This is a genomic window from Nocardiopsis camelliae, assembly GCF_028993595.1.
Classification (GTDB): Bacteria; Actinomycetota; Actinomycetes; order Streptosporangiales; family Streptosporangiaceae; genus Nocardiopsis; species Nocardiopsis dassonvillei.
The window spans coordinates 2,248,603-2,261,980 of sequence record NZ_CP118614.1 but is presented as its reverse complement, the minus strand read 5'-3'; the positions used below and the strand labels follow the sequence as shown (position 1 = coordinate 2,261,980).

Below are 13,378 nucleotides of genomic sequence, written 5' to 3'. Positions count from 1 at the left end.
CTTCCCGCTCGAGCAGCCGATCCGAGTGGGATTCCCGCGCCGCGGAAGCCCTCAGCCCAGTTCGCAGCGAGCTCCGCTGCTCCACCAGGGCCGAAGAGGGAACCGGAGGAGTCAACAGCGGACCTGGCGGCTTGCGGAACCAGCTCCAGGGGCGTTCAGGCCTTACGGCCCATCCCGCAGTACTCGTCAGCAGCGGTGGGCAACGTACCGCCGACGTCGATCTGGGAACTGCGCCACTCCAGCGCGGGCACCACCCCGGGCTCGACCAGCTCCAGCCCCGCGAAGTACTCACCGATCTGCTCCGGTGAGCGCAGGATGTACGGCAGAGGCGCGTCGGCGTTCCACGCCTCCGCCGCCCGCCGCATCCCCTCGCTGGTGTCGGTGCTGTCGGCGACCGCGAGGAAGCTGCCCGTGGGCAGCCGTTCCGTGTACGAACGCACCAAGGACACCGCCCTCTCGTGCGTGTGGTGGCCCAGGATGCCCAGCATCGTCAGGCCCACCGGACGGGTCAGGTCCAGCGTCCGCGACGCCGCCTCCAACACGACCTCGGGATCGTGCACGTCGGCGTCGACGTAGTCGGTGGCGCCCTGTTCGGTACCGGTGAGCAGGGCGCGGGCGTGCGCGAGGACCAGCGGGTCGTTGTCCACGTAGACCACGCGCGCGGCCGGGTTCACGGACTGGGCGATCTCGTGGGTGTTGTTGTGCGTGGGCAGCCCCGTGCCCAGGTCCAGGAACTGGTCGATGCCAGCCTCTCCAGCCAGGTGGGTGACCGCGCGCAGCAGGAAGGTGCGCTGGGCGCGCGCCACGTCGACCATCTCCGGGAAGTCCTTGAGGATGAGGTCGCCCAGGGCCCTGTCGGCGGGGTAGTTGTCCTTGCCGCCCAGCCAGTAGTTCCACACTCGGGCGGAATGGGGGACGGAGGTGTCGATGGGAGGTGGGGTGGTCATGGGAACCATGCTCCAGGTGGGGGGTGGGGAAGGGGCCACGACCCTCAGGTGCTTCGTCCTGAGAGACCGAAAACGCGGGAAACAGGGGGGTTCCGCGGTCGCGGTGCGGCACCGGTGGCGATTGTAGTACTGCGTCCCACTCCGGCAAGCCTCATGTCGCGAGGCTTGGTTCGTTCGGGTGCGGACACGGATCCACTCGTCTACCGGGGTGTCTTGTGCCGGGTGTGATGGTGCCTTCAGAAACGCTCGTGGAGCCATGCCAACAGTTCAGCGATGGTCTGTCCAGGAGCGTTCCGGAGGTCTTCCAGCGTCACCATTCGGGTTCGCTCATGTGGGGCTTCAGTATGGATCGCCGACGTGAACAGGTCGTACGCCTGCCCAGGGGACAGCTCGCGGCCGTCGTGGTGGAACACGAAGCGGTTCCGGGCAAGGGACGAGGACACCTGCTCCTGAGAGCGGTCGATGTGGACGTAGCGCATAGCCGAACCGAAGAGGTGTTCGAGCTGGCGAATCCTGAAGGCGTTGAAGGGCGACTTGGTAAGGAACCGCCGCCTGTTGAACTCTCGGGTGTGAGCGTCGATCGCGCACCGGAGCAGTCGTTCGTCGCTGATGGTGGCGGGCAGGATGTCGTAGGCGTGGCCCTTGCGGTGCCGATAGGTCGGCACCGCTCGGGCGTAGACGTCCTCGGCCTCGTACGGCATCACCAGGCCCGGGATGATCCGGGTGGCCTTGTTGTCCACGTGGAGAACGTCATCGGACATCGCTTCGAACAGTCGCCGTTGGGGAACCCCGAGGTTGCGCGCGGGCCATGCCCAACACGTGACCGTGGTGAAGTAGGCGAACCTGCGTGTACGGGCCAGCAGGTTGTGCAGGTGGCTGGTACCCGACCGCGGGGCCCCGAGGACGCAGACGATCTGGTCCGGTCGCACCGGAGCTTCCGTTCGAGACGGCATGAAGGGTCTTCTGGCCCGGAGCTCTGCATTGGTGTCGATGCCCTCCACTGCTGCGACCGCGGGATCAAACGCCAGGGGTTCTCCGGTGTTCCTGATGCTGTTGAGGTTCGCGGAGACGTAGCCCAGTGCGGCCTGAGAGGGTATCCGCCCTTCGACGAAGCGTTCCTCCAGGACTTCGGCCAGCACGTAGTGACGGTGATCGCCGCTGAATCGGTACAGCCTGGTACGAAACAGTGCCAGGTCGACTCCGACGGGGTCCGGGTGGTGGAGTTGGTCCATCAGCACGGGGATCATGTCTACTGCCTTTCCGGCTCTTCGTCTGGGGCCGTGATCAGGACTCGGCTGCTCCAGCGGTGGCGGTACCCGTTGCGACCGAGGTAGGGCCTGGTGAACAGGGCATGGATCTCCAACCAGGTGTCGAGCTCTTCCCACGTGCACGGATTCACCGGTCCTTGCCCCTCTTCGGCTGCCTGTCGGTACGAGGCCAGTGCTTCGCGGTAAACCGAACGTTCCAGCGAGCCGTAGGTCATGGCCGCGCTGACCAGGAGCTTGGCCAAGTCATAGCCGAAGGGTGCGAGGGTGAGGTCATCGAAGTCCACGAGGACCGGACTCGTGTTCCCCATGAGCACATTGCGGATGTTGCAGTCCTTGTAGAAGGCCGCCGGGCGACGGGCTGCCTGGGTGATCATGGATACCGCGACGTCGTACTGCCGCTCGCTGATGGCACCGTTCCGTCTGTGTCGTCTCAACCAGCCCACACGCGGTTCCACGAACGAAGCCAAGAGCACACCGTTCGACGTGGAGAACGGGGTGTCCAGGTTGGCCGCGTGCAGTTCCTGTTTGAACGCCTCGGCGTGAAGACTTCCAAGGAGCGCCGCCACATCAGGGACATCGGCGGCGTGGCAGTGGGCCCCGTCGACGCGCGCGAAGACCAGCTTTTCGGATGTGACCTCCAGGAGGTCAGGGACCGGGGCTTTCAGGGAGGCGAGCCAGCGGTGGTGAGCGGCGGCTGCTCCGGCACTGCCCTGGCTCGGATACTCCTTGGTGAAGGTCTCAGCCACGCGGGCCCCCTACCAGATAAGTGACGGTGGAGGAGGCCTCGATCGATGTGGGGCACCCTCGGCGCCGTAGTTCACGGGCCAGCTCACGCGCGGTTCCGGCGAATGGGTACTTTGGCGTCGTCACCAGGTACTGGGCCAGATGCTCTGGAGTGTCGAACCGGAAGACGTGCCTTTCGTGCAGGAGCTGCCGCACGTCGAGGACCGGGGCCGCGATGTCGGCGATGTTGGTGCTGTGCACCGACGAGTACAGACTGGGGCGCCCCGTGTCATCGGAGAGCAGGCTGAGATCGGTCAGTAGTTGGTCGAGTTCGCTGTAGCTGTCCGCCGACTTCGTCACCGCGATGAACAGGCCGTCTTCGCGCAGGCAGCGGTTAGCCTCCGCCATGGCTGTGGCCGGATCGGGTGAGTGGTAGAGGCAGAAGGCCGCGACGGCCGCGTCGAAGGTGCAGCTACCGAACGGCAGTCGGTGGAGGTCGGCGGAGAGCGCGGCGCACGGTCGGCCTTGGGGAAGTCGTGCTCTGGTCGTGGCGGCCAAGGCCGGTGACAGGTCCAGGGCCACCAGCGCCGCGGGGCTGAGTTCGGTCAGGGCTCGGCTGGTTGTTCCCCGTCCGCATCCCACGTCGAGTATTCGGGCCTGGTGAAGCGGAACGGTGAGTCCGTCTCTGAGCAGGCGTGCCAAGACGTCGACGACCGGTGTGCCCTTGATACGGGCAGTCAGCAGGGCACGGGTGCGTGAGGCCAGCCTGTCAGGCTGGGTGTACAGGTCGCCGCGGATGCGCGCGGGGTCGAGGAAGGGATGCTCAATGGAAGGCACGGACAGCCTCCCGAATGCTCAGTCCTCGGTGTTCGCGGTGCGAATGATCCGCTCGACCAGCTGGTTCGCGGCCCGGCGTGAGCGGACGATGTGCACGTCCGCGTGTGTGCCGTGTTCGAGGATGAGATTGCGCACCCGAGGCCCCATGGTCTTGCGGAAGTTCCACACGTACTTGATGAACCCCCAGTGGATGCGGTCGTAGACCCCGGTCGCGTCGTCCTGTCCCCCGCCGTGCTTGATCCGTCGCTGAGCGATACCGGCCAGGCAGGTGAGGGGGTGGATGTCGAGAAATATCACCGTGGTGGCGCGCCGGAGCCTGATCGGCAGTGTGGAGGCGAAGTTCCCGTCGATGACCCAGCGGTCCCTGGCGACCAGGTCCTCTTGCAGAGCGACGAACTTGTCCTTGGGCAGGGTGTTCCACTCGTCGTCGTAGTAAAGGACGTCCAGGTGGGTGACCGGAGCTTCCAGGGCTGCTCCGAGTCGACGGCCGAGCGTGGTCTTGCCGCTGCCCCCGCAGCCGATGATCGCGATCCTCATAGGTCTGAACGCTACTCCACATAGGTCGGTCGGGTGAGGTGGTCAAGGTTTCCCCTTCAGGCCGTCGTCGGCTCGGACGGAGCATGCACTAGCAGGCCCTGGTCGAAGTCGAAGCGCACGTCACGCCCGTGTCCGGCGACCTCGGCGCAGGACAGGTAGACCCGCCCGTCGGGTGCGATCTCCAGCTTCTCCACGACGTCCTCTGGAGCGGGGCACCGGTCGGGAAGGAGGATGTGGCGGTTGATGTCCATACCGCTCAGGTCCATTGCGGCGAGGTGGTCGTACAGGCGTCGGGCCTGTGCCCAGGTGACGGGTTCCACGGTGGTGTCGCGAGCGTTGCCCACCGTGCGCAGTCGGTGCAGGACCAGCTCGTGTGCTCCCAGCGCGTGGAGCCTGCGCGCCAGCAGTGGGACGGTCGTGATGTTCTGCGCCGTCAGGGTGCAGGTCGCTCCGAAGGGAAGCCGGACGCTGTTCGCCCATGCGATGGTGTCGAAGGCCGCGGTGAAGGAGCCAGGGCGGCGCATCCGGTCATGGGTTTCCGCGGTCCCGCCGTCCAGGGAGACCCTGAGCAGGTCTAGGTGGGCGCGGCATTCGGTGAGCACCTGGCGGCGTTTGTAGGCGTTGGTGCAGATCTGTGTGGTGAAGCCCAGGTCCCTGGCTGCGGCGAGAAGTTCGGGCAGATGCGCGTAGAGCAGGGGTTCTCCGCCGAGGAAGCACACCTGATGGCAGGAGAAGCGGGTGGCGAAGTACTCCAGGGCACCGATCGCCTGAGGCAGGGTGAGGGACTCCGGGCGGTCCAGGTCGCTGCCGTGATAGCAGTGGCCACAGCGGAAGTTACAGCGGAACAGCAGTTCCAGGTACAGCTTGTCGACGCGCTGCACCTGTGGAAGAGGAGTGGTCTGGGAGCGGGTGCTCATCCTCGGGCTCCTTCGCGGTGGGTGTTCGTCAGGGCGAGGCGGGATTCGATGACCGGCGTCTGCCGGGAGAGCCGGAAGGGCTCCAGGCGTTCCAAGCAGGCCGCGATCAGCCGCGAGTGACGGTCGGTGCCCGCGATCTGTGTGAGGTGGCCGATCAGTCGGGTGACTTCGGCGCCGTTAGTGACGATGAGGTCTGCGGGGAGTACCTGTTCGACACCGCGGATGTCGGCGGGGCCGATGGGCAGGCATCCGGCGAGTACGGCCTCGAAGAGGCGTTGGGTGAACTGCCCTTGAGTCCTGTACCGGTCGGGGGCCAGCAGCACGGTGGCCAGGGATCGCCGGTGCAGGGCTTCGACCTCGGTGAAGGGACGACGTCCGGCGAAGGTGACGTGTGGCCAGGCCCCGGTGCGGGTCCACTTGCCAGCGACCAAGTGTCGGTAGCGCTGAGCGGCTGGGGCGAAGAAGCGGGTGAAGGCGTCGTCCCGGTCGTACTGGTTGCCCGTGTAGACCAGCGGCAAGTCCCTATGAATTTGGGCGAGACGTTCGGGATCCGCCGTATCCAGAGCACTGTCCTGGACGGGGAACAGGAGTCGACGTGCCCCTCTGCTCGGAAACAGGGAGGCTTCGCAGACAGTGACGGCGTGGTGGGTGCGGAGTGGATCGGTTGTGGGCAGGCGCAGGTCCTTGTCCCACAGCAGGGTGGGTAGACCGAGTCTGTGCACGTAGGCGTCGACAAGATCCGTCTGACGGTGCAGGTCACAGGCGTGCATGGGGGTTGGACATGGTGTGGTGTTGCGCCCGGGGACGGGCCAGCGCCATTCGAGAATGAGGGCGTCAATCCGGGGAAGGCCGTCGTGCCAGGTGTAGGCACCGGTGAAGTTCTCCCCTGCCTCGATGTGGTCGCGATTGGGTTGGAGGAAGACGATACTGTGCCCGCGATCCACCAAGCCGTCGATGAGGACGCGGCGGTGACTGCGCCCTCCGTCAGGGGTGTCCGTCACGCCGTTGCCGAGGAAACCCCAGAAGCTGTAACCGATCCTCATGTCTTCTCCACCCACCACTGTTCGAGCAGCAGGGCGTCCAGTCCGGATGTCTGTAGACAGTCCAGGGCCATTTCCGGGGTGCCGCAGATGGGTTTGCCCTTGATGTTCAGGCTGGTGTTGATCAGCACGGGCACTCCGGTCAGTTCGGCGAAAGCGGTCAGCACTTCGGCGAGGAACGGATTGTGCTTGCGGGTCAGTGTCTGAACGCGGGCGGTGCCGTTGGCGTGCACCACGGCCGGAATGGTGGTTTTGGCCAACGGGGTGACGCCGCTGGCGATCGACATGAAAGGGGAGGGCTGGCCGAGCGTGAAGTAGTCCGCGGCCTTGTCCTCCAGCACGACGGGGGCGAAGGGCCGGAACGGTTCGCGGAACTTCACGGTCGCGTTGAGACGGTTGACCACCTCGGGGTGGAGCGGTGAGGCAAGGATCGACCGGTTGCCCAGGGCGCGCGGGCCTGCTTCCAGGCGGCCCTGGAAGAGACCCACGATCCGTCCGTCCGCGAGTTGGCGGGCCAGGTGCTGCACGGGGTCGGTGATGCGCCGAGCAGAGAGCCCTTCACGCGGTCGACTGTCCAGAGTGATCTCGGGATAGTCGGGACCGAGGTAGCAGCGACGCGCTGTCCCGCTGGCCAGGGTCCCGGTGGTTTCGGCGTAGAGGGAGAGCGCGGCTCCAGCCGCGGTACCCGCGTCTCCTGGAGCGGGAGGAACCGCGACTTCCTCGAATCCGCATTCGCGCACGATCGCGCCGATCGACACGCAGTTCATCGCCACCCCGCCGCCCACGCACAGCAGTTGTTCCCCTGTCAGCTCCCGGGCTCTGCGCGCGAGGTGGACCATGGTCTGCTCGGTGCGTTCCTGCAAGGCCGCGGCGAGGTCGGCGTGCACGTCCAGGAGCGGGGATCCCTCGGTGCGTGGAGGGCAGGTGGCGGCGGTGAACACCGGTGAGAGCCGGGGATAGCGGCTGGAGATGACCCGCAGGGGGAAGAGAGCGGAGTCGAGAGAGAAGCCGTTCTCGGTCAGGCGGATGGCCCGTCGGAAGAGGGCTCGGAAGCGCGAGGGGTCACCCAGCGCGGCCAGGGCCATGACCGTTCCCTCCTCGTCCCCGCGACGCCACCCCAGGTGTTGGGTGACCGCCCCGTAGGCGTAGCCGAGGGAGGCGGGATCACTGATCCGCGCGACCGGCTCATAGATGGCCCGGTCACCGTCCAGGCTCACTCTGGCGATGGAGGTGGTCGTGGTCTCCCCGAGGGAGTCCACGATCAGCACGGCGGCGCTGTCGTAGCCGGAGGCGGCGAACGCGTAGATGCCGTGGGCACGGTGGTGTTCCACCCCTGTGACACGGGCTCGGGGAAAGGTGTCTGTCAGGGCGGACAGGCGTTCAGAAGCCCGACGATGAACCCTCGCGAAGCTGGTGGCTCGGGGCAGCGCCCTACGCCGGGCTGTTTTATGAAGGAGGTACCGCAGGCTGGAGGGGATCGCGTTGCGGTACAGGCCCGGGTCGAAGTTGTAGGCGATCGAGGTGACGTCGTCGGCCGTGAGGTTCGCGCGTGTCAGCAGGTAGTCGATGGCGTGACGAGGGAAGGCACGGGTGTGCTTGTCCCCGTTGAGCCGTTCCTCCTCCACCAGGCCGACGAGTTTGCCGTCGCTGATGAGCGCGGCGGCCGAGTCATGCGTTCCCGAGCACAGGCCGAGGAGCACAGGTGTCGTCACTGTCCCTCCTTCCAGACGAGCGGCGCGCGAGGTGCTCGTACCAGTGGGTGAGCGCCATCCCCAGGTCTCCCGGGATCGCTTGGGCCCCCTGCTGGGCTTCGTGGCGTTGATTCGTCTTCCACTGCTGGTAGCTGCGCATGATCTGGGAGAACGCTCCCCAGCCGGGGTGCGCGAGCCCGCCGTCCTGGGCGTGAGCGAGGGTCGCGTCGAAGTCCTCCCAAGCCAGTACGAGCGGGAGGCCTCTGGGGCTGGAACGCGGATCGCTGGGAAGCTCGGCGGCGCTCTCCCAGTGCTCGGCGTACAGGTGGAGGGAGTCGACGTGGTGGTGGTATTCGCCCAGTTCAGCGCCGATCCAGTGCGCCATGAGCTCGTGCAGGATCGAAAAGGTGAAGATGTCGTAGCAGAACCCCAACCACAGGTCCTGGCTCCGCATGGTGGTGTGCATCTGCAACCGGCCCTCGCGTACGAAGAACCGGAAGTTGAGGGTGCAGGGGATGTCCTTGTTCGGCACGACGTCGCAGGCGGGGTCGTAGATCTGGATGACGGCGCGCCGGGTGTCGGGATCCTCCAGGAGCAGACGGCGGGCACGGTCCAACTGGTCGACCTCTCCCCTCCACTTGCGCAGTCGCGGGCCGTAGGCACCGCGGAGGAGCCCGTTGTCCGCGAACTCCGCCAGACGGCGGTTGTAGTCGAAGATCCATGCCCCGTCGCTGCCGGAGAGGATCCAGACCGCTTCAGCCACGGCGAAGGCCGGATTGAGAAGCCGGACCGGGGGCAGCGACACCAGCCTGCGGCGAGGTTCGGCGATCACGAGATGGGCCCCAAGGATCTCCTTGGTCGCGGATCCGCGTGGGGACACGAGATCGCCTTGGGCCAGAACCGTGTGCGCGGCGGACGTGAACACCTCGTTCGCCGATCCGCCTCGAATCGAGATCACAGGGCGCCCCCGGTGGCGGTCGCAGCGATGCGCGAACTGACCGTGTGCACGGTGGCATCGGCGTGGTAGCACTCCCAGTGCTCGGCGATCCCTTCGGCCAGGTCGGTGCGTGGTCGGTAGCCCAGCAACGCGTACGCCTCGCTCAGGTCCGCCTCAGAAGCGGTGACGTCTCCCGCCTGGCTTTCTCCGTGATGCACCCGGATGGGCGCCCCGATTACGGATTCGGCAACGGCCAGGACCTCGGAGACGCTGGCGCTCCGTGGGCCCGCCACGTTGACCACGTGCGAGCCCGTGAGCGGACGAGTACCGGCCAGGACCGTCGCCTCAACGGCATCGTCCACATAGGTGAAGTGCCGCCTCTGAGAGCCGTCTCCGAACACCGTCACGGGGTGCCCCGTGTGAGCGGCTTGGAGTATGCGAGACATCAGCATCGTCGGACGCTGGTACGGACCGTAGACGGTGAAGTAGCGCAGAATGCAGGCGTCGAAGCTGGACACCTCGGCATAGGCCAGGGCCAGCCGCTCAACCGCGAGTTTGGAGACCCCGTACGGCGACACCGGTTGCGGAAGGTCCTCAATACGTGATGGCCGGACCGTGGAACCGTAGACGCTGGAGGACGAGGCGACGACGACCCGTCGGACGCCGGCCTCACGACACGCCTCCAGCAGCCGCTGCGTCCCAAGGATGTTCGCATGCACGTAGTCGGCGTAGCGGCTGCCCCACGACTCACGGACCCCGCTCACGCCCGCGAGGTGGAAGACCGTGTCCACGTCTCGCAGAAGCGGAACCAGCTCGTTGACGGCCAGGTCGCACTGCCGGAACGAGAAATCGCCCTCCGTGCTGATGTCCGTCGCACCGCAGCGGAAATCCGCTTCCCGGGGCACGGGCACCTCGTCAAGACCGACGACCTGATAGCCGTCCCGCGCCAGACGTGCCACGAGGTGGGAACCCACGAAGCCGCTGGCTCCTGTGACAGCCCTTCTCCAGGGCCTTTGCCCGCCGGTCATCGGACCGGACCTTCCAACACCCTCACATGAACTCCTGTAGCCGTTGCTCGGTCGTTCGCCAACGGCAGCAGTGTTCCGCCCGGGATCGCGTCAACCTATGCGCGCACGCATAACCTTCGCGTTCGGATTATGCGCGGCGTTCGATTCACTGCCTTTGAACAGGTTCGATAACCCGACAGCAAGGTGCCGTTTTCCCAGACAGGAGCCGGGAGGGCAGCCGCGGCCGGGCGGAGCGTTTTCGCGCCCGGGCACAATGAGGTACGGACAAGGCGGCCGACTCGGGTGGGGAAGACCAAAGGCATGATCCGTTCCGTGGTGTTCGATGTCGGCGGGACCCTGCTGGACGACACCCGCGAGTGGGCGCGGTGGGCGGACTGGATCAACGTCCCCCGGCACACGTTCTCCGCCGTCCTGGGCGCGGTGACCGCCGAGGGCCGCGACAACGCCGAGACCTTCGACTACTTCCGGCCGGGCTTCGACCTCGCACGGGAACGGCAGCTGCGCGAGGAGGCAGGACAGGGAGAGCTCATCGAGGAGGTGGACCTGTACCCGGACGTACGCGCGGGGCTGCGCGCGCTCCGTGACGCGGGTGTCTGGGTGGGGATCGCCGGCAACCAGACGGCACGGGCCGGAGAACTGCTCCACGGACTACATCTGCCGGTGGACGGCATCGCCACGTCGGGTGAATGGGGGGTCGCCAAACCCGACCCCGCGTTCTTCGTCGAGGTCATCGCCATGGCTCCCGGCGCGCCCGAGGAGATCGTGTACGTGGGCGACCACCGCGACAACGACGTCCTCCCCGCCCATGCCGCCGGCCTGCGGACCGCTCTGATCCGGCGCGGCCCGTGGGGGCACCTGTGGGCGAACGACCCCCAGGTCACCAAACGCGTGGACTGGGTGATCGACTCGGTACACGACCTCCCGGCTCTGCTCTCCGAGGCCTGAAACCCACTGTGCGCCGCGCCAGGGGCCCTTACAGTGGCAGCGTGGCCGAACCCTCTCCCTCTCTTACGGCTGAGACCGCGCTGCGCACCGCGGCCCGCACGGCAGCCGAGTTCTCCTGGTCGTACCTGGACGCACACATCCTCGGGCCCGTGGGTGAGAACGCCTCCGCGCTACTCCCCCGCGAGCAGCTCGTCCTTCGTATCTGTGCTGGTAGCAGCTATGACCGGGCGCGACGGGAGCTACGTCTGGCCAGGTGGCTGCACGACAGCGATGTCCCCGCCGTCCAAGCGGTCAACGGCATGGACGGCCCCCTTCTGCGTGAAGGTTGGGCGATCACCGTGTGGAAGTACGTTCCGGGCGTCCGACCAGCATCGCCCGATGTCATCGGCACGGTCCTACGTCGGCTGCATGAGCTGAAGGACCCTCCGGACACGGAGCTTCCGTCCTTGGACCCCCTCGACGGGACCGAGGACTACATCGACCAGTCGTACCTGGAACCCGGGGAGAAGTCTTTCCTCCGCCACCGGCTCGATCGCCTGCGTAACGCCTACGTGCATCTGGAGCCCGTGCTTCCTCCTGGTCCTGTCCACGGCGACGCCCACCGCAAGAACATCGTGCAGGACCAGAACGGGAAACCGGTGGTCCTCGACCTTGAGCGCTTCAGCAACGGGCTTCGCGAATGGGATCTCGTCGTGGCAGCGGTGTACGAGCGCTTGGGCTGGTACACCGCCGCCGAGTACGCGGGGTTCGTCACGGCCTACGGCTGGGACGTCCGGGAGTGGTCGGAGTTCGAGACCATGGCCGCGGTTCGGGAGCTGCGGATGACGGCGTGGTTGTGTGCCCGCACCGGACGGGAGCCGCACCTTCTGCCCGAGGCTCGAAGCCGCATCGCTTCCCTGGACCAGGCCTGCGGCCTCAAGCGGTGGCAGCCCGGAACCTGACTTCAGGGCCGCGCCAACGGAGAGTCGACGAGGAACTCCTGGAACTCCCGTACGGGGCGGGTCGTGGCATAGGGTTCCAGGCTGGCTTGGAAGCGCGTGATGTAGGCGTGGACGCGGGCCGAGCGCAGTCGGCTGGCAGCCTCGATGGTGTGCCGCGCGACCGTGCAGGCGGCTTCGATGTCCTTGGCCGGGGTCATCAGGTGAGCTCCCGCCCGTACCAGACCGGCGAAGGTACGACTGCGCCGGAAGCTGGTGGGTGCCAGCGCGATAGACCTCTGTGCGTGTTCGACCGCCTGTGGACCTCGTCCAAGGTCGTGGAAGCAGTGCGCGAACTCGTCGGCCATCTCGGAGGAGTTGAAGTACCCCATCCAGGCGGGTTCCTGTTCATTGTCGATAGCGGCGAAGGCGTTCTCCATCTCCTTCAGCGCGCTGGCGCAGGCGCGTTCCTCTCCAAGGGAGGCCAGTCCTCGGGCCTCCATGGCGGCGAGCATGGCTCGGATAGCGGGGGTGGCCTGGGCACCGGTACCGGCCTTGGCGGTACGGGCGAGATCGACCGCGCTGCGGAAGTCACCGAGGAAGTTGGCCTGGTGGCTGAGTAGGGCGAGCGCCTTCGCCCCCAGCAGGCGGTTCGACCCAAGGTGGGCCAGGTTCAGGGATTGGAGGAAGTAGCGGCGGCCCAAGGCGTGCAGCCCCGCGTCATAAGCCATGGCTCCCGTCTTGGCGGCGAAGCGAGCGCTCGCGGAGAAGAGCGCTCTGCCCACCTGTGGGGTGAAGCGGCCCCGCAACAGGGGTGCGACCTCACTGGTCAGGTACTGGACGGCTGCGGTTCGTGCGTGTCCGCCTCCAAACTCATGATCCAGAGTCTCGAAGAGGTCGCAGGCTCGCGTGATGGCGTGGACGTCGTCCTCGGTGACGTTGAGCTGGGCATCGGCTTCGGTACCGATGAGGGCTGGGGGTGCGACCAACCACCGGAGCAGGGGCGTGCTCAGGCGTTCCGCCTGCATCATGGGCCAGTTATCAGGAATGCGCTGTGAAAGATCGGCGTCCCACAGCGTTCCTGCCTGTCTGACCGCTTCCTGCACGGATTCGGTGAACAGATCAGCATCCGAGGAAGCGCGGTCATCAGTCATCCGCACGGTAGGAGCCGCAGAAGGCAGTGTCTCCAGAGGTGCGCCGAGTCCCCGCAGGGCTTCTATGGCCTTGCGACGGTCGGTGAGTCCCTTCCCAGCCTCAGCCCGGGTGATGGTGCTCTGCGCCACTCCACACATGCTCGCCAGCGCTTCCTGCGTCAGCGAAGGCACTCGGCGTCGAAGGAACCGCACCACTGCCCGGGCGTCGCGTTCCCGGACCGCGTCGACCATCTCCGGGTCCTGCCACACCCAGGCCGGAATGCAGTGGCACGCTCCTCGCCCGTCATGGCGCGGGCGTCCGCAGTTCCCGCACATCGGAGCCTCCTCCGTCACCTGGGGGCGTAACGAGACGCCCTCACAGTAGCGGTGAATCCGATTCCTTTTCAGCGCCTTCGGAAACCAGCCAGGTGCGCCAGGAGAGCTTTCTCCTCGTCATG

Annotated in this window: 13 protein-coding genes; 2 read left to right on the top strand and 11 right to left on the bottom strand. The window is 66.6% G+C overall.

Translation table 11 applies throughout. From position 1 onward, the window contains the following. Positions 1 to 155: 155 nt before the first annotated feature. The 10 genes from PV789_RS09950 to PV789_RS09905 all read right to left on the bottom strand — a co-directional run bounded on the left by PV789_RS09950 (position 156) and on the right by PV789_RS09905 (position 9,925). Complete coding sequence (locus tag PV789_RS09950; protein ID WP_212643378.1) at positions 156 to 947, bottom strand: SAM-dependent methyltransferase; 792 nt, start codon at positions 945 to 947, stop codon at positions 156 to 158. Positions 948 to 1,183: 236 nt separating this feature from the next. Further along, positions 1,184 to 2,194 carry a sulfotransferase gene (locus PV789_RS09945; protein ID WP_212643377.1) on the bottom strand — a complete coding sequence of 337 codons (1,011 nt, stop codon included), beginning with the start codon at positions 2,192 to 2,194 and terminating at the stop codon, positions 1,184 to 1,186. 2 nt (positions 2,195 to 2,196) lie between these two features. Continuing rightward, positions 2,197 to 2,961, bottom strand: coding sequence for a phosphotransferase (locus tag PV789_RS09940; RefSeq protein ID WP_212643376.1), 765 nt, complete (start codon positions 2,959 to 2,961; stop codon positions 2,197 to 2,199). Beyond that, the gene (locus tag PV789_RS09935) at positions 2,954 to 3,775 is read right to left on the bottom strand and encodes a class I SAM-dependent methyltransferase (RefSeq protein ID WP_212643375.1); all 822 of its coding nucleotides are present in this window, start codon (positions 3,773 to 3,775) and stop codon (positions 2,954 to 2,956) included. The genes PV789_RS09940 and PV789_RS09935 overlap by 8 nt, the downstream gene beginning before the upstream one ends. 18 nt (positions 3,776 to 3,793) lie before the next feature. Continuing rightward, positions 3,794 to 4,312 (bottom strand): P-loop NTPase family protein, encoded by a 519-nt coding sequence (locus tag PV789_RS09930; RefSeq protein WP_212643374.1) that lies wholly within the window; start codon positions 4,310 to 4,312, stop codon positions 3,794 to 3,796. Between the two features lie 56 nt (positions 4,313 to 4,368). Further along, on the bottom strand, positions 4,369 to 5,229 hold the full coding sequence (locus tag PV789_RS09925) for a radical SAM protein (protein WP_212643373.1): 861 nt from the start codon (positions 5,227 to 5,229) through the stop codon (positions 4,369 to 4,371). Beyond that, on the bottom strand, positions 5,226 to 6,272 hold the full coding sequence (locus PV789_RS09920) for a hypothetical protein (RefSeq protein WP_212643372.1): 1,047 nt from the start codon (positions 6,270 to 6,272) through the stop codon (positions 5,226 to 5,228). Before PV789_RS09920 ends, PV789_RS09925 begins: the two co-directional genes overlap by 4 nt. Beyond that, positions 6,269 to 7,981: a carbamoyltransferase family protein gene (locus PV789_RS09915; protein WP_249352231.1), complete on the bottom strand. Its 1,713-nt coding sequence runs from the start codon at positions 7,979 to 7,981 to the stop codon at positions 6,269 to 6,271. Before PV789_RS09915 ends, PV789_RS09920 begins: the two co-directional genes overlap by 4 nt. Next, positions 7,938 to 8,885, bottom strand: coding sequence for a thymidylate synthase (locus PV789_RS09910; protein ID WP_249352433.1), 948 nt, complete (start codon positions 8,883 to 8,885; stop codon positions 7,938 to 7,940). Before PV789_RS09910 ends, PV789_RS09915 begins: the two co-directional genes overlap by 44 nt. A gap of 29 nt (positions 8,886 to 8,914) precedes the next feature. After that, on the bottom strand, positions 8,915 to 9,925 hold the full coding sequence (locus tag PV789_RS09905; RefSeq protein ID WP_256448851.1) for an NAD-dependent epimerase/dehydratase family protein: 1,011 nt from the start codon (positions 9,923 to 9,925) through the stop codon (positions 8,915 to 8,917). Positions 9,926 to 10,225: 300 nt separating this feature from the next. Here PV789_RS09905 and PV789_RS09900 point away from each other — a divergent pair, with 300 nt between their 5' ends. Together PV789_RS09900 and PV789_RS09895 are read left to right on the top strand one after the other, a co-directional pair. Next, positions 10,226 to 10,870, top strand: coding sequence for an HAD family hydrolase (locus PV789_RS09900; protein ID WP_249352229.1), 645 nt, complete (start codon positions 10,226 to 10,228; stop codon positions 10,868 to 10,870). 41 nt (positions 10,871 to 10,911) lie between these two features. Then, positions 10,912 to 11,811, top strand: coding sequence for a phosphotransferase enzyme family protein (locus PV789_RS09895; RefSeq protein ID WP_212643369.1), 900 nt, complete (start codon positions 10,912 to 10,914; stop codon positions 11,809 to 11,811). 2 nt (positions 11,812 to 11,813) lie between these two features. On the opposite strand, the gene PV789_RS09890 is transcribed toward PV789_RS09895, so the two are convergent. Then, the gene (locus PV789_RS09890) at positions 11,814 to 13,172 is read right to left on the bottom strand and encodes a helix-turn-helix domain-containing protein (protein ID WP_274977132.1); all 1,359 of its coding nucleotides are present in this window, start codon (positions 13,170 to 13,172) and stop codon (positions 11,814 to 11,816) included. Positions 13,173 to 13,378: the final 206 nt, after the last annotated feature.